Origin of the sequence: Thalassospira xianhensis MCCC 1A02616 (assembly GCF_003326475.1) — a bacterium.
Classification (GTDB): domain Bacteria; phylum Pseudomonadota; class Alphaproteobacteria; order Rhodospirillales; family Thalassospiraceae; genus Thalassospira; species Thalassospira xianhensis.
Map to the genome: position 1 here is coordinate 77,123 of NZ_JPWA01000014.1, position 26,339 is coordinate 103,461.

The window sequence follows — 26,339 nt, forward strand, 5'->3', positions numbered from 1 at the left end:
CGCGTCATTCCCGCGAAAGCGGGAATCCAGACTTGACGCAACGACGGTTTCCAGCTCGGCACCTCGCAACGGCCGGAAACCCGAATTTGCCTCTTTAAACCGCAACCTCATCCTTGCGCACCGGGCGCGGGCGGCCTTCGGCGTCAATCGCGACAAAGGTAAAGGTTGCCTCTGTCACCTTGATGCGCGGCGGCTGGTTTTTGCGCAGCACCCAGCTTTCAAGATGCAGCACCATCGATGTATTACCGATCCGTTCGATATCGCCATACACGCACACCACATCCCCAACATAGACCGGGCGATGGAACGTCATGCCATCCACCGCCACCGTGGCAACGCGGCCCTCGGCGATCTGGCTTGCCATCACACCACCCGCGATGTCCATCTGCGACATCAGCCAGCCGCCGAAAATATCGCCGCTCGGGTTGGTGTCGGCAGGCATGGCAAGGGTTCGGGTGCACATGTCACCGCGCGGCATGGTGTTGTCGGTGCCGTGTGTGGTCTCACTCTCATTCGCCATCGGGCTTACTCCTGTCTGAGCCGGTATTTTTATTGGACCTGACGGTCTCGGTTTTCGCGAGAAGTCTGGCATCGTTTTCTGCGCTGCCACAACGAAATTATGATCTCTGGCAAGACCACTGCTTGCATTCACGCCCAAAAAACATTTTTATGGGCCGCATCTGAAAACATATGATACTCGTTAAGCCTAGGGTCAGAACTTCGTAAAATCGATCAAACAGATATACGTCGTTGGACCTTGTTTTAACATAATAAAGAAGTTGCGTTCCGGGGCATGACCGACCTTTTCGAAGATTCAAACCAATCGACCACAAACGCCTATTCCGCCAAGGATATCGAAGTTCTCGAAGGCCTGGAGCCTGTGCGCCGCCGTCCCGGTATGTATATCGGGGGCACGGACGATGCCGCACTGCATCACCTGGTTGCCGAAATCCTCGATAACTCGATGGACGAAGCCGTTGCCGGCCATGCCGACTGGATCGAGCTGGAACTCAGAACCGACAACACCGTCATGGTGCGCGATAACGGCCGTGGTATTCCGACCGATCCGCATCCGAAATTCCCCGATAAATCCGCCCTTGAAGTCATCCTGACCACGCTTCATTCGGGCGGCAAGTTTTCGGGCAAGGCGTATGAAACATCCGGCGGTCTGCACGGGGTGGGTATGTCGGTGGTGAACGCATTGACCGACAAATTCCGGGTCGAAGTCGCACGCGACCGCAAACTGGTGTTTCAGGAATATTCCAAAGGCACCCCGCTGGGTCCGCTTCAGGATGGTGGTGCGGTCAATAACCGCCGCGGTACCACGGTCATCTTCCGCCCCGATCCCGAAATTTTCGGCAACCGGGCCAAGCTGAAACCCGCCACGATCTTCCGTATGGCGCGCTCCAAGGCCTATCTGTTCAAGGGTGTCGAAATCCGCTGGTCGGTCGATCCGGAATTGCTGACAAGCGATGATCCGACCCCGCAGAACGAAGTCCTGAAATTCCCCAACGGGATTCTCGATTACCTGAACATGACCATCGAAGGGCGTGATCTGATCACCGAACGCCCGTTCGCAGGCGAAGCCAAGTTTTCCGAAAGTGCCGGTCGCGTTGAATGGGCGATTGCATGGCCGGATGGCGGCGAAGGGTATTTCCATTCCTATTGTAACACCGTCCCGACCCCGCTTGGCGGTACGCACGAAGCTGGTTTCCGCTATGCCCTGACCAAGGCGATCAAGACCTATGGCGACATGGTTGGTCAGAAAAAGGCCGCGGCCATCACCGCCGAGGACGTCTTTGGCGGCGGCTGCATCATGCTGTCGGTCTTTATTCCCGATCCGCAGTTCCAGGGCCAGACCAAGGAAAAGCTCGGCACCGCATCGGCCACCAAACTGGTGGAAACCGCGGTTCGCGACCATTTCGATCACTGGCTGACCGGTGATACCGAAAATGCCAAACGCCTGCTTGAACGCATTATACTGCGCGCCGAAGAACGCCAGCGCCGCAAGGAAAAGAAAGAAACCAAACGCCAGTCAGCAACCCGTCGCCTGCGCCTTCCGGGCAAGCTTGCCGATTGCTCGCGCTCCATCGCCGCCGGAACTGAAATCTTCCTGGTCGAAGGTGACTCGGCAGGCGGTTCCGCCAAACAGGCACGTGATCGCGAAACACAGGCCGTTCTGCCGCTGCGCGGTAAAATCCTTAACGTGGCGTCCGCGACCCGCGAAAAGATGATGGCCAACCAGGAAATCAAGGACATGATCGAAGCCTTTGGCTGCGGTTCCGGCTCCGATTTCCGGCTTTCCGATCTGCGCTATGAACGCATCATCATTATGACCGATGCTGACGTCGATGGCGCACATATCGCATCCCTGCTGATGACCTTCTTCTATCAGGAAATGACCGGCCTTATTGAAAACGGTAACCTGTATCTTGCCATGCCGCCGCTTTACCGCCTGACACAGGGGGGGAAATCCATCTATGCGATGGATGACGCGGAAAAAGAGGTCCTGCTCGATACCGAATTCAAAAACCGTGGCAAGGTCGAGATTTCCCGATTTAAGGGTCTGGGTGAAATGCCGCCCCCGCAGCTTCGCGAAACCACGATGGCACCGAAAAAGCGTACATTGCTGCGCGTTTGCCTGCCCGATGCAGCCGAACCCGATGCGCGTGGCCAGACCAAGGATCTGGTCAATCGCCTGATGGGCAAAAAGCCGGAGCTCCGCTTCCAGTTCATTCAGGAACACGCCCGCTTTGTCGAGGATATCGACGTCTGATCGGATTAAAATTCTTCATCATCAAACCCGGTGCCCTGCGCCGGGTTTTTTGTCCCTGACAGCCTGATAAACAAAGCGGACACATAATGACCCACAATTATGCCGCCATCCTCCAGGATATTTCGGACGCGATCCACCAGACCGATTTTGCCGATGCCCGCAAGGCCGACTATATCCCGGCCCTTGCCAGCGTTCCCGATGATCATTTTGCCATGGTTCTGCGCACGGCTGGCGGAAACGAACTTGCCATCGGCCAGGCAGACCTGCCCTTTTCCATCCAAAGCATTTCCAAGGTCTTCGCCCTTGTGCTGGCCCAGCGCGCACACGGTGATGAGTTATGGAAAGCCGTCCGGCGCGAACCATCCGGTTCCGCCTTCAATTCCCTGATCCAGCTTGAACAGGAACACGGCATCCCGCGCAATCCCTTCATCAATGCCGGGGCGATCCGCGTTGCTGATCTGATCGCATCGCGCTACGCCAATCCGGACCGTTCGGTGGCCGAATTCCTTGGCCAGCTTTGCGGCAATCCCGGCATTCGCGTCGATAACGATGTCTATCTGTCCGAAGATCAGCACGGGGATCGCAACCGCGCCATTGCCTATCTGATGAAAAGCTTCGGCAAGCTCGACAACCCGGTCGAGGACGTCGTGCGCGCTTATTTCAAGCAATGCTCGGTCGCGATGACCGCCCGTGAAATGGCGCGTGCCGCCTTCTTCCTTGCCAACAAGGGTGTCGGCATTGATGGCCGCACCGTGATCGCGCCCGAAGAAACCAGCCGCATCAATGCGCTGATGCTGACATGCGGCATGTATGACGGGGTGGGCGATTTTGCCTTTACCGTCGGCATCCCGGCCAAAAGCGGGGTTGGCGGCGGCATCATCGGCGTCATTCCCGGCGAATTTTCCGTCTGCGTCTGGTCGCCGCGTCTTGACACACGCGGCAATTCCGCCGCTGGCATCAAGGCACTTGAAATGCTGATCCGCGCTATCGGACGATCGGTTTTCTGAGCCGGACAACAGGCCGACGCCCTGCCCTATATGAGGTCTCTAGAACCGGTAGTGCAACCGCACACACCCACGATCAAGCGCCTGCGCACTGATCAGCGTCAGGCTGGTGCGAAATCCCGTCATTGGAAAAAGCGGTCTTCCACCGCCAAGCATTTCGGGCGTGACGTAAATTTCGATTTCGTCCAGCGCCCCGCGTTCCAGAAATGCCATCTGCAGTTGCCCACCACCCAACATCCAGACATCCCCATCATCAAGCGCGCGAAGCTCCTTGATCAAGGCATCGACATCACTGCGCACTTCAATTTCCGCAACAGGATTCTCAATCGGACGCGATGTCACAACAATCACTCGTTGCGCACCGTATGCCCAGTCAGATGGCTGTCGGGCAATGAAATCATATGTCCCCCGCCCCATCACAACGGTACGAATGCGCTTGAGAAACTTGTTATAATCATGGTCACCAAGTTCCATGCCGTCATATGCAAAAAGCCAATCTAGGTTGTCATCCTGATCCGCAATCATTCCGTCCAGACTGCTGGCGATATATCCAAGAATTCTAGCCACAATGAATTCTCCATTGATTTATAAATGAACATACGTTTATAAAACTTTATGGCAAGAAGCAAGACGATTCCCGATGACCAGGTGCTCGACACCCTTTTTGAAACCCTGCTGGAAACCGGCCCGGCCGGGCTGACTTTTGCACGAGCGGCAAAATCATGCGGCCTGTCCCCGGCAACATTGGTACAGCGATACGGCAATCGTGATGCACTGGTTTTGGCTATTCTGCTACGCGCATGGGACCAGCTTGATACTGAAACCTCCACTGCGGATATGCAGGAACCACTAACACCGGACGGCGCCATCGCCCTTTTGATGCGCCTGATGCCGCCCGAAACGGCAGAACGCGACACCACTGACGGCCTTCTTTTGCTGCGTGAAGATATCCGCAATCCGATACTGCGCGAACGCGGGGCCGCATGGGGGCACCGCCTTGCCGAAATACTTGGCCGCCGCCTGTCGGACAACCAAGTAGAAGGCAAACAGCTTGGCTGGCAAATGGCAAGCATCTGGCAAGGTGCCCACACATGGTGGGCATTTACGCGTGATCAATCGGCCGATCACGCCATCCGGACGGCCTTGCGAGAATGGGTAACACGAGTCATCAAATAACAAATCTTAAAACCCGACATGTTGGCCGGGTTTTGAGATTGATGCCTGGCTGTTTATCACTTCCGCAACCACGGCACATAGCGCGCCAGAACCTCATCATGGCGGATAAAGTGATGCCAAAAGGCGGCAATCACATGCAGCACGACCAATGTCACCAGAACCGGGACGAAAAATTCGTGAATTTCCTCGCCCCCTTCATGAAGCCATTCGATCCGCCCCAGATCGGGTAATGAAAACAATCCGGCGACCGAAAAACTGCGCCCCGATGTCATCACCGCCAAAAGCCCGGTGACCGGCATCGCAATCATCACCAGATACAGCAAACCATGCGCGATGCGTGCCATCATTTTCACGATACGGGGATCATCGCCCACCGCCACCGGGGATCGGCGCAAGACCGCCCAAATGCGCGGCAGGAAAAGAACCAGCACCGAAAGCCCCAGCAGGGCATGATATCCCATGATGGCCCCCCTTTCAGAGCGCGGGAAATCTTCCATGACCTGTCCAATGGCAAAGGTACCAAAGATCAGAAGCGCCATGATCCAGTGCAGTACCGGAACCGACCAGTGCGGCCATCGCGAAATTTGCCTTTCAGAGATAACAGACATAATTGTACCCTCATGACGGAATATGACGAAACTGATCCCGTCCAAACTTTAGGTGCAAAGTTTCGCAAGGGTTTGTCGCATCTGTATCAATTTGTCGCAGACCGGAATTTTATCGCCCCACACCCGCAAGGAGCCCCCATGAGCCCCCTTTCCAACGCTTCGAAACAATTGTCTCCGCGCGCCATTTTGCGCGTGCTTGCGGGCGGCGTTATGGGAAGTGCCTTGTTGCTGGCGGGGTGTAGCAACATGACCGTGGTTGAATATCCGAACTATCATGTTGCCGAAGTCGAAAGCTTCAAAACCTATGGCGCGCCAAGCCGGATCATGATGGTCGAAGTTCATGACAGGGAAAACCTTGTCACCCCGGAAACATGGGCATCTGCACTGTCCAATCACGGTTATCCGCCACGTCTTGATTTCATTACCGATGCCGGTGATCTCGCCCCGAATCAGACCCTGCGCGATGGCTATCGCGTCGTCGTTGCTGTCAGCCCATCGCAGACAACCATGAGCGAGAAAATATGCACCGCCCCCGAGACTACCGATTATCCCGCAGACACAACCCGTATCCCGGTCCGGATTGCATTCTGTGCGGGTGACAGCCCGATCTCCGAACTCCGCGCACACTTCATAAAAGATGAATTCGAACAACACCTTATCGAAAACGGCGACACAATTATCTACCAACTGTTTCCCCGTTATATCCGTGATGACGATGACCATCGATGCGGTATGAGGCGCGCGGATTGCTAAACCAAAAATAGCAATTGGTATAAATCCCGCCGGATCACACTTGCTCTTGCTCTCCATTCCGGGCAACCTGTCTTCAACTACCCACAAGGGTAGGCATCAGGCATGAAAATAAATGCCGATAAAAACAGGGAAGACTACTCGAATGGGGAATGACCGTTGCCAGAAATGGCACGTAATGGCGAATTGCGCGCGCCCATCTGGTTGCCTTTGGCACTGGCTGGCGACCCTGAAATGAAAAACAGGGTAAAATTGAAGTCTTCTGTCCTTTCTGTATGGCCTTTGATCCTGCCATATCTGCGTGGCATGATTTGCACCGGATTTATCATGATCATGGCATGCGCCGCGGTGCAGGGTTCGGCGGCAAAGGCCAGTGACAATCATCCCGATCCCGTAAATGCTTATGACCTGAGCCTGACCATCCTTGCCGATCAGGAAGCCTTCCCGCAAAGCTATCAGATCAATGGTCATGCCAGTGGTGTGCTTTATGACCTGCTGCATGATTTCAGCAAACTCCAACAGATCGACATGACCTTCCAGAATTTGCCGCTGAAACGCGCACTCGAAGACAGTCAGAATAACCCGGCCGGGTTCATCGGCATTCCCGGCAACACCAAAACCGGTGCCTTCATCCTGTCCGACGGCATCAGCACCACAAGCCTCTATGCGGTCACTCTCAAACAACGCGATCTGGTGATCAGACGCCCTGCCGATCTTGAAGGCTTGCAGGTCTCGATGGCGCGCGGCCTGCAACTGCATGGTCAACTCGCCCGCCATCGCGACGAGGGACGCTTTGACGTCATCTGGTTCAACTCGATCCGCCAATCGATTGCCCTGCTGCTTGCCGGGCGGGTTGATGTCGCACTGATCTATTGCGGCTATGCGCAAAAGGCATCGCTAAAGCAGGTTACCCATTTGGCCGATGATGAAATTGCCGCATTGTCGATCCACCGTACGCCGCTGATGAATACGATCAATCGCCTTGCATTGCCGGTAAGCCCCGTAAATGCGCGCCTTATGCGACGCTTTAACAGCTACCTCGCCAGACAGCGCAGCAACGGCGCACTTGAAAAGCTTTATGCTCAGTATCTGACCGATGAAAACACCATCGAAATGGTTCTAAGCGATACGCTCGCCCCGTCCGACACCAGGATATCAACACCCTAGGTAACAAGTTCGCATAAGGCATCGGCAAAGAAGTCGGGCTGTTCAAGCGGGACATAGTGCCCTGCCCCGACAACATCAATCATCGTCGCACCGGGAATACGTGCCGCCATTTCATGATGCGATGCTGGGCTGATCACCCGGTCGGCTTCCCCCACCATCACGGTGCAGGGGATATCGAGTTCCGATAACAACGCCATGCTGTCCGGTCGGTTGGCAACGGCTGTGATCTGGCGCTTGAAAACATCCTCGCCCAGATTCTCTGCCATATCCGAGAGCAGCCTGACAAGTTCGCGATTGTGCCGATGATCGGGATGGAGCATGTCATCAAGCATCGCGTCATTCACCCCCTGAAACGGCAGGTTCCGACCCGAAAGCCGGGCAAGCAAAAGCCTGCGCCGTCGCATCAACCGGTCATCGGCCGTCGCCCGCGTATTGACCAGCATCAGGTGAGATACCCGTTCCCGCGCCATGCGCAGGATTTCAAACGCGACATACCCGCCCATCGACATCCCGACCAACACAAAACGATCCGGTGCCAGATCAAGGACATCCCTTGCCATGGCCACCACATCGTCCTTGGTATCAAGTGCCGGGATAATCGGCGTGATCGCCGGGGCAACACCCCGCCGGGCACGCGCATCCACGCGGGCCATCACCGGCTGCCACATCCGCTGATCGGCCAGCATCCCCGAAAGAAAGACAACCGGAATGGCCGTATGGGGATTGGCCGTCATTTAATCAGCGCGCTCAGTTCCTTGAATTCCGGGGTACCCGCCACGCGCAACCATTCAAACATCACGCTTTCCCGCGTCACGATTTTCGCCCCGGCATCGCGCATGCGTTCCAGGCCGAAAATCTTGTCATGCATGCTGCGCGATGTCACCGCATCGGCCACTACATAAACCTCGCGCCCGCGATCAATAAGCTCCATCACGGTCTGAAGCACACAGACATGGGTTTCCATCCCGGCAATGACAATCTGATCACGCCCCGGTGTTTCTTCAATCTTTTCCATAAAGCCATCGGCTGGCACACTTGAAAAACTGACCTTGGAAACGACATTGCCGCCATCGGCGGTATCGGACGCCTTCATCATCAGATCAAGGATCGCGGGGGCCGTATGGCCAAGCCCCTTGGGATATTGTTCAGTCACAATGACGGGAACATTCAAACGATTGGCGCATTTGACAAGAAAGCAGCAATTCTCGACGGTCTCATCAGGGTCCTGACAGGCCGGATAGAGCTTCTCCTGAACATCGATAATCACCAGACTTGCACGTGATGCGTCCATCAACACCGTTTTTCTCCCCGTTTCATTGTCTATTTCACCAGATTACGCTTCCGGTCTGTGGCAAACAAGCCTCTCGCACCGGGTTAAATTGCCTCTTTAACCCTTTTTTGAGGCGTTTTTCTTGACTTAATTAAGGCTTCGCTTTACGACGCAAGCTGCTTTATCGCAGCGATAATCACATCATAACGCATTCTATTGCGGGAAAACGAACCATATGAATTTCGCCGATCTCGGTCTGAGCGAAGATATCCTCAAAGCCGTCGCAGACGCCGGCTATGATACCCCGACCCCCATTCAGAGCCAGGCCATTCCGTCCGTCCTGATGGCACGTGACATTCTGGGCTGTGCACAGACAGGTACGGGCAAGACAGCCAGCTTTACCTTGCCGATGCTTGATATCCTGCATCATGGCCGTGCGCGCATGCGGATGCCCCGTTCGATCATTCTCGAACCGACCCGCGAACTCGCGACCCAGGTAGCAGCAAACTTCGACACCTACGGCAAATACATGTCGCTGTCCAAGGCGCTGATCATTGGCGGGGAATCCTTCGTCGAACAGCAGAAAATCCTTGAAAAAGGTGCTGACGTCATCATCGCGACCCCGGGTCGCCTGATCGATACCTTTGAACGCGGCAAACTGCTTCTGTCGGACTGCAAACTGCTGGTGATCGACGAAGCCGACCGTATGCTTGATATGGGCTTCATCCCCGACATTGAAAAAATCGTCAACATGCTGCCCAAGCAGCGCCAGACGCTTTTCTTCTCGGCGACCATGCCCAAGGAAATCCGTCGCCTTGCCGACAAATTCCTGTCCAACCCCAAGGAAATCACCGTTTCCCCGCCCTCGACCATGGCGACCACGGTGGAACATAAACTCCTTGTCATGGATGAAATGGACAAACGCGAAGCCCTTCGCAAACTTGTCCGTCAGGAAGACGTCAAGAACGCCTTTGTGTTCTGCAACCGCAAAAAAGACGTCGATATCCTGTTCAAATCGCTGACCAAGCACGGCTTCAATGCCGGTCGCATGCATGGCGATCTGGTCCAGAGCGAACGCACCGAAACGCTTGATAAATTCAAGTCCGGCGAAATCACCCTGCTGATCTGCTCGGACGTTGCCGCACGCGGGATTGACGTTGCCGATGTCTCGCACGTCTTTAACTTCGACGTGCCCTTCAACGCCGAGGATTACGTCCATCGTACCGGCCGTACCGGTCGTGCTGGCCGCGCAGGCAAGGCCTTCATGCTGGCCGTGCCCGAAGACGGCAAACTTGTTGCTGCGATCAACAAATCCATCAACATGGACATTCCGCTAACCGAGCTTGAAGGCATCGAAACCCTTGAACTGGACTTCACCGGCAAGAAACGCCGTGTGAAGAAAAGCCGCAAGGCACCGGTGCGCGACGCATCCCCGCGCAATGATCGTCCGGCACGCAACAGCAACCGTGACGACCGCGCTGAACGCGACGCCAAAGCCACGACCCCAGCCCGTAACGAGCCAAAGCAGGATGCCGCCCCGGCACAGCAGCCGCGCGAAAATGCGACACAGCGCGATACAAAGCCGCGCAATGATCGTTCCAGCCGCCCGGCCTATCAGGACCGCGACCGCAATGCAGGACGTTCATCGTCGCGTCGTGACCGGGACGATCGTTATGACCGTGACGACAAACCTGTTATCGGTCTTGGCGATCACGTTCCGGCCTTCCTGCTGACCCCGGTTCCGGCGTCAAGCCTAGGCAAGCCGCGCGCCGACGAGGTCGAAAAACAGGCACCGGCGAAAAAATCACCGGCAAAAGCCACGCGCGCCAAACCGGCCCGCACCAGAACGTCCAAGGCAGCGGCCAAAAAAGAAGCCCCGGCACCCGAGGCAAAGGACGAAACGGTCGCACCTTCTGCACCGGTGGCAACTCCGGCTCCGGCAACTGAAGACGCCCCGGCCAAGGAAGAAAAGCCAAAGGCCGCCCGTCGTCCGCGCAAAAAGGCTGCTCCGAAAAAACCCGCCGCGAAAAAGGCTGAAAATGCCGACGCCGCGAAAAGCGATACCGCAACCAGCGAAAGCTGATGCTGCGGAAACCTTCCCGGGTTCTGAAAATCAAAAAGGCCGTCAGAAAAATCTGACGGCCTTTTTGGTGAATATGATGATCGACGCGGGCGGTTAAACCGCGCGGAACAATCCGGTGGAACTCGGTTTTTCCGGGCGGCGCTTGCGCATCAGTTTCAGCATGGTTTCAATCGAAATCGACAGCAACGTCGCATGGGTGATTTCCTCGATCTCGTCCATCACCAACGACAATGCCACACCGGCATTGGTTTCCTGCACAATGCCGCTTGTCGGGCCGGCTCCGACCTCTTCAAACAGCCTGACAACATCAAGCAGCGTCGTGCGCTTGGCATTGCCACAGAAACGATAACCGCCACCGGCACCGCGGACCGATTCAACAAGCCCCGCCCGGCCCAGATCGCGCAGGACCTTCGCCAGATGGTTGGTCGAAATATTGTATCGCTCGGCGATTTCGGATGCCGAAAGCTGCCGGTCGGTATCCTCGGCCAGTTCCAGCACGGCATAGAGTGCGAACAGGGTCGCCTTTTGCAAAGACATCATGGCGTTACACCCCTTCGTCCATATCGGTTTCAAGCTGGATAAAGGGACCGGCCATCATGCCCTGCGCGCGGAAGAACGACATAAGGTCGGTCGCATCGCGCGGGATCATGGTGCGGATCTTGGTCACACCGGCCTTGCGGAAACAGCGGCAGATTTCCTTGTAAAGAATGCTGCCGATCCCGCCCATGCGCAAGTTCGGCTCGACACTGACAGTGCCGACCCAGCCGCACGGGACCGAGTTGAATTCCCATGACCGGACTTCCCCGAAAATGCAGCCCAGAAGCGTGTCGCCTTCTTCGGCAATCAGGAAAAACCGGGAATCCTTCCGGTTGCCATAACGGGTGAACAGGTCATCCCAATATTCCGGCTTGCGAAGGCCCGTTGTGCGGTCATCAAGTGCGACCACATTGGCAAGGTCATCCTTTACCGCCGGACGAATATTGATTTTATGCTCGCCAATCGAGACCAGGTTATATCCCGGTGTATCTTGCGCAGCGTCCACCACGTAATGCCTTTCTTATCCTGCAGGTTGGTAAAACCCCAACCCCCCAGCTCCTGACAGGAGTAAAATACGTAAATTGGTACGATTATACTACACTGTCATCACTGCGCGCGGCAATGATAAGTTCCGCTGCATGTGCTCACAAAGCAAAGCAACACAAGGATTTGAACCACATAACCCCGATATTTGTTCTGTGCAAGTCCTAACGTTTTTCGCATTGCAAACCAGACTGTTTTGCCCTGCCTGGCAACCGGGAATTTCGGGGTCTCTTGATACGGTTTCGAAATCACAATCTGTTACCGTAAAAACATCGCGCCCGGATCACGCAAAGATTGACAGGAACGCGAAGTCATGGCTTATCGCCCAGCATAAATTTTGCGTAAACGGGTAACTTTCGCAAAGTTCGACCCGGCGCGAAATGGACCGGAATTGCAGCAACATCTATCGAGTATAAGGAGTGGGGCACGCCATGGCGCGCAACGGTTTCGACGCAATTGATCGCAAAATTCTTCGCGAGATTCAGGAAGACGGGCGCATCTCGATGGTCGAACTGGCCGACAAGGTCGGTCTTTCCGTGTCCCCCTGCCTGCGTCGCCTGCGCAAGCTCGAAGAAAGTGGCGTGATACGCAAATATGTCGCCCTGCTGGCCCCGTCACATCTGCGTCTGGGCGTAAACGTCTTTGTTACCGTGTCCCTGACCCAGCATGACGAACCGTCACTGCGCCGCTTTGAAACCGCCGTGCAATCCCACCCGGAAATCGTCGATTGCTATGCCATGGTCGGCAATCAGGATTACATGATGCGCATTGTCGTGCAGGACCCGGCCGCCTATCAGCGTTTCCTGTCCGACGTCATGATGAAGCTGCCCGGTGTCGCCAACATCAAGTCAAGCTTCACCCTGCACGAAGTCAAAAACAGCACCACCCTGCCCGTGCCGGAGGCATAACCGCCGGTTTTTCGGCGTCTGGCCTCGCCACCCTAAGCCGTCGCCTTGCGACCTGCGGGAATGATCGTCGGAAACAGCACCGCCAGCGTCACCCCGCGCAGCAGGAAGAACGCGTTAAACGACGCCCAAAGCAGATGGTTGCTGTCTGCCACTACCGCCCCCCATGCCATCCCGGCATAGATCGCCACCGACAAAAGCATCATGTTGCGCCAGTGCTTGGTCTGCATCGCGCCCAGAAACACCCCGTCGAACTGAAAACCAAGCACCCCGGTAATCGGCAACATCACCGCCCATAACAGATAGCTGTAGGATGCATCGCGGACTTCCGGGATCGACGTCAGGCCATCAATGATCCACGGTCCGGCAAGGCCAAAGATCGCCGCCATCACCACCGCCGATACAATCGCCCAGATCGTTGTCTTGCGCACCGCCCACAGGAACTGTTTGCGCCGCTCCGCCCCATAAGCCTGCCCGACAAGCGTTTCCGCCGCATGGGCAAACCCGTCCAGCGCGAACGAGCCAAACATCAGGAAATTCTGCAAAACCGCATTCGCTGCCAATGTCACCTCGCCAAAGCGGGCGGAAAAACTGGTGAAAATTGCAAAGGCCGATGTCAGCGCCATGGTGCGCACAAAGATATCGCCATTGATTTTCATCAGGCGCGCCAGTTGGGTTCGATCAAAAATACCGATCCCGCGCCACGTTCCGCCAAGCCGTTTTAAATGCGGCTGCATCAAAAACCAGCCCAGCATCACACCGGAATAATCGGCAATCACCGTGGCACCCGCCACCCCCTTGACGTCCCAGCCAAAGCCTTGGACAAACAGGATATCAAGGAACATGTTCAGGCTGTTGAGAACCACCTGAAAAATAAACACCGCGCGCGCGTCGCGCATCGCCAGCAACCAGCCCAGCATGCAGTACTGCATCAATGTCGCGGGCGATGCCCAGATGCGCACATGGAAATAATCCCGTGCTGCTGCCTCGACTGCGGCGGTCGGCTGGATCAAGGCCATGGCAAGCTCGATAATCGGCCATTGCAGCAGCATAACCGCAAGCCCCGCCGTCACCGCAATCAGCGCTGCCCGGACAAATACCGCCCTGACCCCGTTCGGATCACGCCGCCCGTCGGCCTGTGCGGCAAGCCCGGTGGTCGCCATGCGTAAAAAGCCAAAGCTCCAGAACACATAGGAAAAAATCAGCGCCCCGACCGCAACCGCCCCAATATAATGCGGACTGTCCAGATGGCCGACCACAGCGGTATCAACCGCACCCAGTAACGGAACGGTGGCATTGGACAGAATAATCGGCAGGGTCAACGCCAGAACGCGTCGATCCCCCTTGCCGAACCAGCGGCGCGTACGGCTCACAGGGGAACTCATCGGGGCCTCGGAAAGTCTTCTTCGGATGGGGCGAATTCCGGATCATCCGGAGGATTTCTTGTGACACAGTTTGCAGCGGTGCAAAAGGCACCTTTGGAACTGTTATGCATCAAAGAATCCACATTGTGGAATACGATCTGCACCTCATTCACCCTTTAGGCGATTTTTTCCGATCTGCCCGGCCTTCCCAAAGCCCGCCCAAAATGCAAATGTATGTCATGATTTTTTCACAATTCCCGACAAATGACTGTGAAACCGCAATAAATTTGCGACAGGAATTTCGACCATTTGGTCATGATTGCTGCCCAAAATACTATCCCAATGAATAGTTCGCTGTCGCAAAATCATGCTTTATTGACAGAAATCCTGATCAATTCTGGCTATACCGGGCCAATCATCCACAAAGTTATCCACAGGTCATATCACGACGTGGATCACGGCCCTGTTCCGTCATTTACATGCCCGATGCATCACCCGCCGGGTATTTGTCCGACCGTTCCCTCCTTTGGCCCCATACAATGCGGGGCAAACCGATCATTTACCGCTTCATCAAGGGACATCGTCGCGATCAAATTGCTGCCACAGGAAACCGCCAGATATAAAAAGACTGGCCGTTGCGACGCAGCATTGCTAATCAGGGACAAAGACAAACGAAGGGATCTGATCTGACATGACCGCCGAAACCGCATTGAACGGACCGATGCTGCCGGCCGCATCGGGCACGACCAAAAGCATCGTGATCCTGCTGCATGGCTATGGCGCCGATGGCAATGACCTGATCGGGCTGGCACCGCATTTTGCCCGTGCCCTGCCCGACACCGCGTTTTATTCGCCTAATGCCCCGTTTCCATGCGAAATGTCGCCCTTCGGACGGCAATGGTTCAGTCTGGCCGAATACGATCCGGAATTTCTCCGCCGCAAGCCCGAAACCATGTCAGGCGCGCTTCGTGCGATGGCCGAGGGGGCTGCGAAAAATTCCGCCTATATCGACCGTTTCATCGATACCCTTCTGGCCGAACATGACCTTCCGGCAAGCAAGCTTGCCCTGATCGGATTCTCGCAGGGCACGATGATGTCGCTGCAAACCGCACCGCGTCGCGATCCGGCTCTTGCCGGTGTCGTCGGTTTCTCCGGCGCGCTTCTGAGCGACGAGGCATTTGCAAGTGCGATCAAAACCAGACCGCCAGTTCTGCTGGTACATGGCACCGCCGACCCGGTCGTCCCGATAGAGGCATCCCGACTGGCACTTGATACCCTGACCGCCAACGGTTTTGATGCCGAACTGCACGAACGCCCCGGCCTTCAGCACGGCATCGACGAGGAAGGCATTCTTCTGGCGATGAAATTCCTGCAATCGCATCTTGGCTGAAAACGCCCGGAAATTCCGATACACCGCCAGACACCTGCCCTCACATCGAAGGCAGGTGTTTTCGTATATGATGTTACAGGATTTTTTTTGCACCTTATTGAAAGACTAGCGGCCCACCCCAAAGTATAGGAAATCTGTCTGGACAGCGTCAGAAAGCCCGACAGTCATATTGTCGAGGCATCTATACATTCGGTGTGGGTCGGGAGAAATCATTACATGCTGCAAAAAATCAAAATCGGCTACAAGATCGCCGGTTTGTCCATCGTGGCCCTGCTCGGCCTGATCGTCATTTCAACCTTCGAACTTATGAGTTTGCGCACCACCCTGCTTGAAGACCGCAAGGAGAAAATCCGCGCCATCACCGAATATGCGGTGTCGCAGGCCAACGATTTTCAAAAGCAGGTCAAGGCCGGCGAGCTTGATCAGCAGGCCGCAATCGACGCATTCTACAAGGTTATTTCCGCAGGCAAATATGATGGTGATATCGGTTACTTCTTTGCCCTGACCAAGGACAATATCATGGTCATGCACGGTGCCAACCCGGCACTGGTCGGCAAGGATTTCACCTCTGTCCAGGACCCGAACGGCGCTTATTTCATTCGTGATCTGATCGCAGCCGGCAGCAACCCGAATGGCGGTTTTTCATCCTATCACTGGCCCAAACCCGGCGAGCCAAAGGAACTGACATTTGAAAAAATCTCCTTTGCACATCCCCTGCCATGGGGAGCTATTCTTGGCACCGGCGTCTATATCGACGATGTTGACGTTGCCTTCTGGGATTCCGCGATCTGGTTCATCTCGTTAAGCATATCGATCATTGCCCTTCTGATGTTGGCCGGCTTCTGGGTCGGACGCGATATCACGAACGGCCTGCGCAAACTTTCCGAACGCATGATCCACATTGCCTCGGGCAATCTTGACGGCGAGATCGAAGGTCAGGACCGCGGTGACGAAGTCGGCGATATGGCGCGCACCGTTGTCGCCTTCCGCGAACAGGCCCGCGAAAACCTGCAATTGCAGCAACGCCAGAAACAGATGGAAACCGAAGCCGAACAGAAACGCCGCAAGGACGTTCTGGAAATGGCAAGCAGTCTGGAAAACCGGGTCAAGGGCCTGATCCAGTCAATCTCGGCATCGATCTCGGACATGAAAAAGGCGACGGCAAACATGCAGTCCGCTACCGAAATGAACAGCAAGCTGTCAGGTGCCGTTGCAACCGCTACGGCCCAGACATCGGGCAACGTTCAGACCGTCTCTGCCGCGACGGAGCAACTGACCGCATCCTCTGATGAAATCGCCCAGCAGATCGCGCGTTCGGCCGACATTGCCAATCAGGCCAATGACGAAGCCACCCGCACCAATGAAACCGTCACCGGCCTTGCCGACGCGGCCCAGAAAATTGGCGACGTCGCCAAACTGATCGGTGACATTGCCGAACAGACCAACCTTCTGGCCCTTAACGCCACCATCGAAGCCGCCCGCGCAGGCGATGCCGGCAAGGGCTTTGCGGTTGTCGCAAGCGAGGTCAAAAACCTTGCCAACCAGACCGCCAAGGCGACCGAGGAAATCAACCAGCAGATCACCTCGGTCCAGAACGAAACCGGAGAGGCCGTCGAGGCCATCCGCCGTATTTCCGAAACCATTGCCAAGGTCGCTGACAGTTCAACCGCGATTGCGGCTGCGGTCGAGGAACAGCACGCCGCCATCGGCGAAATCGCACGTAACGTCGAAGAAGCCGCCAACGGCACCCGCGAGGTGTCCGAACGCATTGAAACCGTCAATGACAATGCGGGCAAGGTTTCATCAGGCACGACCCAGCTTGCCCAGACAGCCGAGAAACTCGTCGCCGAAGCCGTCTCCCTGGATCAGGCCGTCGAAAGCTTCCTTGCCGATCTGCGTAAAAACGCAGCCGCCTGATATCGACTGCTGCGCCAAAATGAGAACAGCCGCCCGGTGGGCGGCTGTTTTTTTGTTCATCGGACTATCGGACTATCGCGCCATCGGCATCATGACCGTGTCGCATCAATATCAATGCGGATGGTCACATCGTCACCCACCTGGCTGGTATCGCTCCACTGCCCCTGCCCGACGCCGAAATCCGTCCGCTTGATCGTCACCGTCCCCTCGGCTTCCGCCTCATTGCCCTCGATCTCAAGCGTAAAGGGCAGAACGACTTCCTTCGTCACATCCCGGATCGTCAGATCAGCCGTCGCCTCATATTGGCCCGGCGCGATTTCGCGGAAGGATTTGGTTTCAAACTTTGCAGTCGGCCACTGCGCAACATCAAACCAGTCTGCTGAAATGATCTGGCTGTCACGATCGGCATTTTCGGTATCAACCGATGCGATATCGATCAGAACGCTGACTTTCGATCCGGCAAGATCATCCGGCGAAAAGGTGATTTCGGCGGTGAATTTATTGAACTCGCCCTCGAAATCCGCGCCAAGCTGGGTGCCTGCAAATTCGATATCGCTGTCATCGGCTTTGACCTGCCACTGATCGGCGGCAAAGGCCGGTGCGCAAATGGCCATCACCGGTACAATCGCCGAAGCACGCAGAATGTTTTTAAACAAAGACGTCATGATCAATTCCCTTTCCCCGTCCCCGGAAGCATCCGGCGGAGCGTCGCATCGCGATTGATGAAATGATGTTTGAATGCCGCCGCAACATGCAGCCCGACAAGGCCGACAATCACCCAGGACAATATCCAGTGGGTGAAGCGCAGCTGTTCATAAAGCACCTTGTCCGGCCCGACGAGGTCAGGAAGCGTGAACAGGCCAAAGACACTGACCGAAAAATTCGCCGCCGACGACATCAGCCACCCGCTAAGCGGCATCGCCAGCATCACGGCATAAAGCGCGAAATGCGCCAGTTTCGCCGCCTGACGTTCCCATGCCTTTTCACCCAGTCCCGCCGGTGTCTGTTCGGCCAGACGCCAGATAATGCGCAAAACTGCCAGGAAAAGGATGGTAACACCAATCGATTTATGGCGTGAAATCCACGCCAGCTTTTCCAGCCCCAGCGGCAAAAGATCCATATACCAGCCAATCGCAAACATCGTGGCAAACAGGATCGCCATCAGCCAGTGAAAACCCTTGGTCACCGGACCAAAGCCCGTTTGCGTACTGCGAAGCGCCATATGTGATCCTCTCAGGACAAAAAACACCAAACCGGCGGGACAATCACACGCCGCCGCCGGTTTGTCAGTATCGTTATTTCTGCTGCAGGAACTCGGTCGAAATCTGCAGTTCGACTTCGTCGCTGACAGCCGGAACCAGATAGTTCATGCCATATTCCGAACGGGTCACGGTGCCGGTCGCGCCGAAACCAAGAACATGATCGCCGGTCATCGGGTGATCGCCTTCACCGGTCAGGGTCACGTCCAGAACCAGCGGCTTGGTCTGGCCCAGAAGGGTCAGATCGCCGGTGATGGTGGCGGTTTTTTCGCCGGTCATCTCGATCGAGGTGCTTTTGAACGTTGCGGTCGGGTTCTGTTCAACATTCAGGAAGTCGGCGGTTTTCATGTGGTTGTCGAGGCCCTCGACACCGGTATCAACCTGATTGAGGTCAATCGTAATGATCGCCGACGATGCCGCCGGGTTTTCACGATCAAGCGTCAGTTCGCCGCTCGTGCCGCCAAAACGGCCCTGGAAGTTGGAAAAACCAAGATGGTTGACGATGAAGATCACGCTGGTATGGGTCGGATCAAGCTTATAGCTCTCGGCGGCCTGCGCCGAAACGGCAGCCCCCGAAAGACCCGCTGCAATCGCCAGAACGAAACCGGCCTTCTTGATTGACGTAAACATTATGCACATCCCTTGTTTAAAAAAATCGTTCGACGCGAATTGCCGCATCGCAACAAAACTGGAAAAAGGATGACAGCACATGCCCCTGACCTCAAGCCGGACAGCCCGCAACACTCATTTTCCCCAAAGGAAACAATAAACACCATTTGCGCCTTATTTTATCCAAAATGAGAACGCACTGATATCAGAACCAAAATCGATATACTTTCCGACAAAATCCCCGGTTTACCGGGCACAGGCGCCTCTTTCCCATTGCGAATCCCCTGCGTGACGTAACGTCAAATCATCTGATATCCCGCCGTCACAAATCATTCCCCAAAACAATTGCGGCCGACGCTCTTTGCATCGGCCTGCATTTGGAAACAATCTTGTGCGGGAATATCATTCCGCGGGGGCGGGTTGCCCCTGTTCAACGGCGCCTGATCCCTGATCATTCGGATCAATGCATTCCTTGACCCACACGTCATAAACCGGATGTTCAAGCCCCGAAAGACCTGGTGTTGACGCAAACATCCAACCCGAAAACAGTTCGGCGACGGTCTTTTCGGCATCTTCACGCTGGTCGGAAATTTCAAGGAAACCGGCACTTTCCGGGCGTTCTTCCGGCGGGGTGCGATAACATGCATCAACCCGGATCGTCAGCGTGCCGAATTTCGCCGTCTGGCCCACCGGCACCTCAAAGGTCGAAATGCGGGCGGTAATTTTATCAAGCCCCTGAAGCTGGGCGATTTGTGCCGGGCGATAATCCAGCGCAAAAGCAGACGTCAACGCAGCCACAGAAACAACCGCGGCAACCGCAGCGCCAAACACTATCTTGGTTTTCATGAATAATCAGTCCTGATCGTCTGGCTTGCCATAAGGATTGTGCAGCTCTTCAACAACGCTGCGCATCACCTGGCGGAACTGTTCCTCGTCGCAACCCATCAGCAACGCGTCTTCCATTGCTTCCTGCATCATTTCACGCAGTTCGCCGAAATTCTCGTTCAGAACCTTGATCTTCTCCACACACGAAAGCGGTGCCCCTTCGGGGTCCTGCCATGTGGGGAAATTCCTGTTCATGCTATCGGATTTGCTCATCAAGCGGCTCCGCTGCCTTTCGATCTGATCAGGATATCGGTGTCGATATCACGTTACGCAAGCTGTCAAAGATACTTTGCGGCAAACTGACCGGTAAAACCGGCAAAATCATGGCCGGTTTCGTGCCCGCCATTCCGGCTCGGTTCACCGGATCAAGCGCCTATTCGGGGCTGTCCGAAGAATTGCCACCAGAACCGCCGCCGGATGAATAAATCACCTGTCCGATCAACTCTTCAAGGTTAACCGACCCTTGCGTGTATTCAATCTCGCCGCCCGGCGCCAGCATGTCGATATCCCCGCCCGGCTCCAGCGATACGAACTTGCCGCCCAGCAATCCGTCAGACGCAATCTTGGCCGAACTGTCGGCTGGCAATTCAACATCGGAACGCACTGTCATCTTGACCACGGCCATATAGGTCTTCGGGTTCAGTTCCTGCGCCGTGACCGAGCCAACCTTGACGCCAGAAATCCGGACATCATTGCCAACCGTCAGGCCATCAATGCGGTTGAAGCTTGCCGAAAGTTCGTATCCGTCAACAGACTCGATGCCCGCCCGGGAATAGGAATAGGTCGCAAAGCCCACCGCCACGGCGATTACGGCTGCCCCTGCAAGGCTCTCGATCAGTCTGTTGCTCATGGACCTTATCCGTCTCTGGTATCTTGTTGATCTGCATATTGTCGCGTGCGGGCCGAAAAAACAACCGGCTCGGGCACTTTGGCGTAAAAACCCGGTAGAAACACAACCGGGCGCCAACATATTGTCGCGCCCGGTTGCAAAATATAACGATTCCCGATCAGCCTTCCGGCGACCATGCCTGATAGTCACCAGTCGCCTTGGCGCGCTGGCCACCACTATATTCATGGCCTTTCGGGCGATAGGCATGTTTGGTCCCGGTCAGGTTCGGCAGATGTTCTTTCTGCCACTCGTAACGGTCTTCGGCCTTTTCCGACAGCGGCGCATCAATCGTGTAATGCAGCCATGCATGCCATTCAGCCGGAACCTTGGAACCCTCGGTAATACCTTTATAGATCACCCAACGTTTCGCACGGCGACCATTGGCGGCTTTCTTTTCGGTGTAATAGATATTTCCAAAACGGTCTTCGCCGACGCGTTTGCCATACAGCGCGGTAAAAATGCGGGTCCCGACGGTGGCCATGTGTGGTCTCTCTCCAGATCTGGTTCTTCCGCCTTTGGCGGCGCGCAGACAAAAGGCCCGTATTTGCAAAGCGGTGTTTGCTGGCGGGCCCTGATTTTGCGGCCTGTGTCCGGCGGTCAATAAGGACCTTATATGTCGTGATGTTGCTGCAAAGTCAATGTTTCAGACAGGTGCAAACACTGCATTTCCCGCACAAGCCCCCGCAAAGTCGGAGCAGACACACAATATGGGGTATGACTCCGCGAAAACACCGCCAAAACAACCCACAACCACTTGTGTATGGCCGACTCATTGCAACACAATCGTCACGCGGTCTTGTCCACCTGTTTATCCACAGCATTCCAAGACTATCGGTCCTGCATATACCCTGCCCGGCTTGAAAATTCGCGCCGGATAAAAACAATGATTTTCATATAAATATCAAAATGTTATCAGACTTCCCCGTGCTAGAAACATCTCCGAAACGGCATTGTCTGTGCTTGGCGCTGGATTTCAAATGCAAACGGCGTTAGCTTTGTTTTGCGTTGTGGGGGTCATCTCGTCCCGGCACAAGATGTAGTCCGAGTCTTACGGACTTGTGATGGCCGCACCATCGTCAGAAGCGCAGTATTCCGCGGGCTTGCGGGGCGTTTAAACAATCTTAACGAGATTTTCCAAACATCAAATATGCGCGACATCGATTGAACCACTACATCTAGTGATAAAAATCGCTGTCAACCACAAAGTTTGGTGGACTACCCCGAAATTTTGGCCTTATAGTCTTGGCCACGGACCGGATGGTTCCAAGGGGGGACCACCACCAAAGATTACAGATTTCCGTTCGCCCAAACATGGCCATTTTATAAAGGCCAGGGGGCAGCGTATGAGCGTTGAGCAAACTATATAATGTTCAGGCCGTGTTGGTGCTTATGCGCACGACATCAAGTCTGACCAAAACGGAGCAGACCATGCGGATCAGCAGAAAGTTCACCCAGGAAGGTGTCAGCCCTTACGCCGACATCGATTTTCGTAAGTCGTCCTGCGTTATCAAAAACCCCGACGGCTCGGTTGTTTTTGAAATGAAAGATATCGACGTCCCGTCCTCCTGGTCGCAGGTGGCAAGTGACGTCCTTGCGCAGAAATACTTCCGAAAGGCGGGTGTTCCGGTCGCGCTGAAGCCGGTCAAGGAAAAGGACGTTCCGTCCTGGCTCTGGCGTCAGGCGCCTGACAAGGCCAAGCTCGAAAAAATGCCGTCGGAATCGCGCTATATCAGCGAAACCAGCGCCACCCAGGTCTTTGACCGTCTGGCTGGCACCTGGACCTATTGGGGCTGGAAAGGCGGCTATTTCGATGCCGAATCCGATGCGCAGGCTTTCTTCGATGAAATGCGCTATCAGCTTTCCCACCAGATGGGTGCGCCGAACTCGCCGCAATGGTTCAATACCGGTCTGCATTGGGCCTACGGCATTGATGGCCCGGCGCAGGGTCACTCCTATGTTGATTTCAGAACCGGCGAACTGACCAAATCGGCCAGTGCCTATGAACATCCGCAGCCCCATGCCTGCTTCATCCAGTCGGTTTCCGATGACCTCGTCAACGAGGGCGGCATCATGGATCTCTGGACCCGCGAAGCCCGCCTGTTCAAATTCGGTTCGGGCACCGGTTCGAACTTCTCGAATGTCCGCGGCGAAGGCGAAACGCTCTCGGGTGGCGGCCGTTCTTCGGGCCTCATGAGCTTCCTTAAAATCGGTGACCGCGCTGCTGGCGCGATCAAGTCGGGCGGCACCACGCGCCGGGCAGCCAAAATGGTCGTGGTGGATATCAACCACCCGGACATCGAAAATTATATCGACTGGAAAGTCGTCGAAGAACAGAAGGTCGCGGCCCTCGTCGCCGGTTCGAAACTGGCCGAAAAGCACCTGACCGATGTTCTGGCTGCCTGCACCAACTGGGACGGTGCCGCAGATTCCGAGGATCGCTTCCTGCCGCGTGCCAACCCGCAGCTCAAAGAAGCCGTGCTGGCCGCCCGTGCCGTGATGATCCCGGACAGCTATATCAACAAGATCATCGAATTCGCCCGTCAGGGCTTCACCGAAATCAGCTTCAAGACCTACGACACCGATTGGGACTCCGAGGCATACCTGACCGTTTCGGGTCAGAACTCGAACAACTCGGTTCGCGTCTCGAACGACTTCCTTCAGGCTGTTCTTGATAACGGTGACTGGGAACTGATCCGCCGTACCGATGGCAAGGTTTCCAAAACCCTTGCCGCCCGCGAATTGTGGGACAAGGTCGGCGAAGCCGCATGGGCGTGTGCCGATCCGGGCATCCAGTATGACACCACGATCAACGAATGGCACACCTGTCCGAATTCGGGTCGCATCAATGCGTCCAACCCGTGCTCGGAATATATGTTCCTTGACGATACGGCCTGCAACCTCGCCTCGCTCAACCTGATGAACTTCCGTTCGGACGATGGTGGCATTGATGTCGCGGCATATGAACATGCCGTGCGTCTCTGGACCGTCGTTCTGGAAATCTCGGTTCTGATGGCACAGTTCCCGTCTGACCGTATCGCCGAACTGTCCTATCGTTACCGCACGCTTGGCCTTGGCTATGCCAACATTGGCGGCCTGCTCATGAGCATGGGCATTCCCTATGACAGCGACGAAGGCCGTGCGATTGGCGCGTCTCTGACCGCAATCATGTGTGGCGTTTCCTATGCCACGTCGGCCGAAATGGCGTCCGAACTCGGTGCCTTCCCGGGCTATGCCGATAACGCCAAGGAAATGCTGCGTGTCATGCGCAACCATCGCCGTGCCGCACACGGCGAACAGGAAGGCTACGAAGGTCTGTCGATCAATCCGGTTCCGCTTGTTGCCGCCGATTCTCCTTATGCCGAACTTCCGGTTGCTGCGCGTGCGGCATGGGACAAGGCACTGGAACTGGGCGAAAAACACGGTTACCGCAACGCACAGACCACCGTTATCGCGCCAACCGGCACGATTGGTCTGGTCATGGATTGCGACACCACCGGGATCGAGCCGGACTTCGCCCTTGTGAAGTTCAAAAAGCTTGCTGGCGGCGGTTACTTCAAAATCATCAACCGCACCGTTCCGGTCGCACTGGCAACACTCGGCTATACCGAACGTCAGATCCGCGACATCGAAAAATACGCGGTCGGTCATGGCACCCTGGTTGGTTCGCCAACCATCACCCATGACGATCTCAAGGCCAAGGGCTTTGACGATGATGCGATTTCGAAAATCGAAGGCGCACTTGCCAACGCATTCGACATCAAATTCGTCTTCAACAAATACACCTTTGGCGAAGAATACTGCGTCAAGCAGCTTGGCCTCGATAGCAAGGCACTCAACAGCATGGACTTTGACATGCTGGCCGCCCTTGGCTTCGACAAAAAGCAGATCGAACTGGCAAACACCTATGTTTGCGGCGCGATGACGCTCGAACAGGCCCCGCATCTGCGTGACGAAGACCTGCCCGTTTTCGATTGCGCCAACCCGTGTGGCCGTATCGGCAAACGTTACCTGTCGGCTGAAAGCCACATCCGCATGATGGCCGCGGCACAGCCGTTCATCTCGGGTGCGATTTCGAAAACCATCAACATGCCGAACAATGCCTCAATCCAGGATTGCAAGGACGCCTATATGCTGTCCTGGCGTCTCTGCCTCAAGGCAAACGCGCTCTATCGCGATGGCTCGAAACTCAGCCAGCCGCTGAATGCCGCCCTCGTCGAAGAAGACGATTACGCCGATCAGCCGACCGCAACCAAGGCGGCCGCTGTTTCCGAACAGATCGTCGAAAAAATCATCGAACGCGTCATTCGTGGCGACCGTCGTTCCCTGCCGTCACGCCGCAAGGGTTACACCCAGAAGGCCACCGTCGGCGGACACAAGGTCTATCTGCGCACCGGTGAATATGAAGACGGCAAACTGGGCGAAATCTTCATCGACATGCACAAGGAAGGCGCCGCCTTCCGCTCGCTGATGAACAACTTCGCGATTGCTGTTTCCATCGGCCTTCAGTATGGCGTGCCGCTTGAAGAATATGTCGAAGCCTTCACCTTCACCCGCTTCGAGCCGTCCGGCATGGTTTCCGGGAACGACGCCATCAAGATGGCAACCTCGATCCTTGATTACATGTTCCGCGAACTCGCCATTTCCTATCTCGGTCGTAACGACCTCGCCCATGTCCAGCCGTCCGACGTTCTGCCGGACGCGGTTGGCAAGGGTGTGGCCGAAGGCGACCTTGGCGAGGAAGCCAAGGCCGAAGACCGCGCGATCGAAACCATCCGCAAGGTCGCATCCAGCGGCTTCGTGCGTCGCAACCTTTATGTTGTCGATGGCGGCGCACCGGTCGAAGAACGCGTGGTGATGAAGGCAACCGGCACCGATCATGCCCACTCGCATGACCACAGCCATCAGGCCGAAACCGCCAGCATCGCAACCACCGCTGCCCCGACCAGCAGCGAAACCGCGATCCTGAACGCCAGCGAAGAAGTCATGTCGGCCACGGACGCCAAAATGGACCGCATCCGCGAAGCCCGCATGAAAGGCTACGAAGGCGACGGTTGCCCCGATTGCGGCAACTTCACTCTGGTGCGTAACGGCACCTGCCTGAAATGCGACTCTTGCGGCGGCACCACTGGCTGCTCCTAAAAGCTCCGGAACCACCGCAAAACCGACTTAACAAAAACCGGCCGGGATTAATTTCCCGGCCGGTTTTG

General features: G+C 55.8%; 25 protein-coding genes. 10 read left to right on the forward strand and 15 right to left on the reverse strand.

Going from position 1 to position 26,339, the window contains the following annotated elements; genetic code table 11:
* Positions 1–94 precede the first annotated feature (94 nt).
* A complete protein-coding gene (locus TH5_RS12920; RefSeq protein ID WP_062951777.1) occupies positions 95–520 on the reverse strand; it encodes an acyl-CoA thioesterase in 426 nt (141 codons plus the stop codon).
* 273 nt (positions 521–793) lie between these two features.
* Here TH5_RS12920 and parE point away from each other — a divergent pair, with 273 nt between their 5' ends.
* Positions 794–2,776 (forward strand): DNA topoisomerase IV subunit B, encoded by a 1,983-nt coding sequence (gene parE / locus TH5_RS12925; protein ID WP_114122209.1) that lies wholly within the window; start codon positions 794–796, stop codon positions 2,774–2,776.
* A gap of 86 nt (positions 2,777–2,862) precedes the next feature.
* The gene (locus tag TH5_RS12930) at positions 2,863–3,783 is read left to right on the forward strand and encodes a glutaminase (RefSeq protein WP_114122210.1); all 921 of its coding nucleotides are present in this window, start codon (positions 2,863–2,865) and stop codon (positions 3,781–3,783) included.
* 39 nt (positions 3,784–3,822) lie between these two features.
* On the opposite strand, the gene TH5_RS12935 is transcribed toward TH5_RS12930, so the two are convergent.
* Positions 3,823–4,347, reverse strand: coding sequence for a dihydrofolate reductase family protein (locus tag TH5_RS12935; RefSeq protein ID WP_114122211.1), 525 nt, complete (start codon positions 4,345–4,347; stop codon positions 3,823–3,825).
* Between the two features lie 81 nt (positions 4,348–4,428).
* Between TH5_RS12935 and TH5_RS12940 the strand changes: the two genes are divergently transcribed.
* The gene (locus tag TH5_RS12940) at positions 4,429–4,956 is read left to right on the forward strand and encodes a TetR/AcrR family transcriptional regulator (RefSeq protein WP_197467338.1); all 528 of its coding nucleotides are present in this window, start codon (positions 4,429–4,431) and stop codon (positions 4,954–4,956) included.
* 56 nt (positions 4,957–5,012) lie between these two features.
* Here the strand turns inward: TH5_RS12940 and TH5_RS12945 are convergent, their stop codons facing one another.
* The gene (locus TH5_RS12945; protein WP_114122212.1) at positions 5,013–5,564 is read right to left on the reverse strand and encodes a cytochrome b; all 552 of its coding nucleotides are present in this window, start codon (positions 5,562–5,564) and stop codon (positions 5,013–5,015) included.
* 138 nt (positions 5,565–5,702) lie between these two features.
* Here TH5_RS12945 and TH5_RS12950 point away from each other — a divergent pair, with 138 nt between their 5' ends.
* Positions 5,703–6,317 carry a hypothetical protein gene (locus TH5_RS12950; protein ID WP_114122213.1) on the forward strand — a complete coding sequence of 205 codons (615 nt, stop codon included), beginning with the start codon at positions 5,703–5,705 and terminating at the stop codon, positions 6,315–6,317.
* A 324-nt stretch (positions 6,318–6,641) separates the two neighbouring features.
* Positions 6,642–7,481 (forward strand): substrate-binding periplasmic protein, encoded by an 840-nt coding sequence (locus TH5_RS12955; RefSeq protein WP_167443543.1) that lies wholly within the window; start codon positions 6,642–6,644, stop codon positions 7,479–7,481.
* On the opposite strand, the gene TH5_RS12960 is transcribed toward TH5_RS12955, so the two are convergent.
* Both TH5_RS12960 and TH5_RS12965 read right to left on the reverse strand, forming a co-directional pair.
* Positions 7,478–8,215, reverse strand: a complete 738-nt coding sequence (locus TH5_RS12960) for an alpha/beta fold hydrolase (RefSeq protein ID WP_114122215.1) — start codon at positions 8,213–8,215, stop codon at positions 7,478–7,480. The two genes, TH5_RS12955 and TH5_RS12960, sit on opposite strands and share 4 nt — an antisense overlap.
* Entirely contained in the window at positions 8,212–8,772 is a 561-nt protein-coding gene (locus TH5_RS12965) for a hydrolase (RefSeq protein WP_114122216.1), read from the reverse strand. The genes TH5_RS12960 and TH5_RS12965 overlap by 4 nt, the downstream gene beginning before the upstream one ends.
* Positions 8,773–8,986: 214 nt before the next feature.
* Between TH5_RS12965 and TH5_RS12970 the strand changes: the two genes are divergently transcribed.
* A complete protein-coding gene (locus TH5_RS12970; protein ID WP_114122217.1) occupies positions 8,987–10,834 on the forward strand; it encodes a DEAD/DEAH box helicase in 1,848 nt (615 codons plus the stop codon).
* 93 nt (positions 10,835–10,927) lie between these two features.
* Here the strand turns inward: TH5_RS12970 and TH5_RS12975 are convergent, their stop codons facing one another.
* Both TH5_RS12975 and TH5_RS12980 read right to left on the reverse strand, forming a co-directional pair.
* Positions 10,928–11,374: an Rrf2 family transcriptional regulator gene (locus TH5_RS12975; protein ID WP_114122218.1), complete on the reverse strand. Its 447-nt coding sequence runs from the start codon at positions 11,372–11,374 to the stop codon at positions 10,928–10,930.
* Positions 11,375–11,378: 4 nt separating this feature from the next.
* Positions 11,379–11,876 carry a GNAT family N-acetyltransferase gene (locus TH5_RS12980; protein WP_223305055.1) on the reverse strand — a complete coding sequence of 166 codons (498 nt, stop codon included), beginning with the start codon at positions 11,874–11,876 and terminating at the stop codon, positions 11,379–11,381.
* 469 nt (positions 11,877–12,345) lie between these two features.
* On the opposite strand from TH5_RS12980, the gene TH5_RS12985 reads away from it, so the two are divergent.
* Positions 12,346–12,822: an Lrp/AsnC family transcriptional regulator gene (locus tag TH5_RS12985; RefSeq protein ID WP_007091953.1), complete on the forward strand. Its 477-nt coding sequence runs from the start codon at positions 12,346–12,348 to the stop codon at positions 12,820–12,822.
* A gap of 32 nt (positions 12,823–12,854) precedes the next feature.
* Here the strand turns inward: TH5_RS12985 and TH5_RS12990 are convergent, their stop codons facing one another.
* A complete protein-coding gene (locus TH5_RS12990; protein WP_114122219.1) occupies positions 12,855–14,192 on the reverse strand; it encodes an MATE family efflux transporter in 1,338 nt (445 codons plus the stop codon).
* A 682-nt stretch (positions 14,193–14,874) separates the two neighbouring features.
* Here TH5_RS12990 and TH5_RS12995 point away from each other — a divergent pair.
* Together TH5_RS12995 and TH5_RS13000 are read left to right on the forward strand one after the other, a co-directional pair.
* Positions 14,875–15,573, forward strand: coding sequence for an alpha/beta hydrolase (locus TH5_RS12995; RefSeq protein WP_114122220.1), 699 nt, complete (start codon positions 14,875–14,877; stop codon positions 15,571–15,573).
* A gap of 216 nt (positions 15,574–15,789) precedes the next feature.
* On the forward strand, positions 15,790–17,490 hold the full coding sequence (locus tag TH5_RS13000) for a methyl-accepting chemotaxis protein (RefSeq protein WP_114122221.1): 1,701 nt from the start codon (positions 15,790–15,792) through the stop codon (positions 17,488–17,490).
* Between the two features lie 89 nt (positions 17,491–17,579).
* Here TH5_RS13000 and TH5_RS13005 read toward each other — a convergent pair whose 3' ends face one another.
* From TH5_RS13005 to TH5_RS13035, 7 genes are all read right to left on the reverse strand, one after another.
* Positions 17,580–18,155, reverse strand: coding sequence for a YceI family protein (locus TH5_RS13005; protein ID WP_114122222.1), 576 nt, complete (start codon positions 18,153–18,155; stop codon positions 17,580–17,582).
* Between the two features lie 2 nt (positions 18,156–18,157).
* The gene (locus TH5_RS13010; RefSeq protein ID WP_114122223.1) at positions 18,158–18,712 is read right to left on the reverse strand and encodes a cytochrome b; all 555 of its coding nucleotides are present in this window, start codon (positions 18,710–18,712) and stop codon (positions 18,158–18,160) included.
* Between the two features lie 73 nt (positions 18,713–18,785).
* Positions 18,786–19,379, reverse strand: a complete 594-nt coding sequence (locus TH5_RS13015) for a YceI family protein (protein ID WP_114122224.1) — start codon at positions 19,377–19,379, stop codon at positions 18,786–18,788.
* Positions 19,380–19,760: 381 nt separating this feature from the next.
* On the reverse strand, positions 19,761–20,204 hold the full coding sequence (locus tag TH5_RS13020) for a DUF2155 domain-containing protein (RefSeq protein ID WP_114122225.1): 444 nt from the start codon (positions 20,202–20,204) through the stop codon (positions 19,761–19,763).
* A 6-nt stretch (positions 20,205–20,210) separates the two neighbouring features.
* Positions 20,211–20,456, reverse strand: coding sequence for a hypothetical protein (locus TH5_RS13025; protein WP_114116183.1), 246 nt, complete (start codon positions 20,454–20,456; stop codon positions 20,211–20,213).
* A 160-nt stretch (positions 20,457–20,616) separates the two neighbouring features.
* On the reverse strand, positions 20,617–21,093 hold the full coding sequence (mlaD, locus tag TH5_RS13030) for an outer membrane lipid asymmetry maintenance protein MlaD (RefSeq protein ID WP_114122226.1): 477 nt from the start codon (positions 21,091–21,093) through the stop codon (positions 20,617–20,619).
* 157 nt (positions 21,094–21,250) lie between these two features.
* Positions 21,251–21,613 carry an NADH:ubiquinone oxidoreductase subunit NDUFA12 gene (locus tag TH5_RS13035; protein ID WP_114122227.1) on the reverse strand — a complete coding sequence of 121 codons (363 nt, stop codon included), beginning with the start codon at positions 21,611–21,613 and terminating at the stop codon, positions 21,251–21,253.
* Positions 21,614–22,560: 947 nt separating this feature from the next.
* On the opposite strand from TH5_RS13035, the gene TH5_RS13040 reads away from it, so the two are divergent.
* A complete protein-coding gene (locus tag TH5_RS13040; protein ID WP_114122264.1) occupies positions 22,561–26,271 on the forward strand; it encodes a vitamin B12-dependent ribonucleotide reductase in 3,711 nt (1,236 codons plus the stop codon).
* Positions 26,272–26,339: the final 68 nt, after the last annotated feature.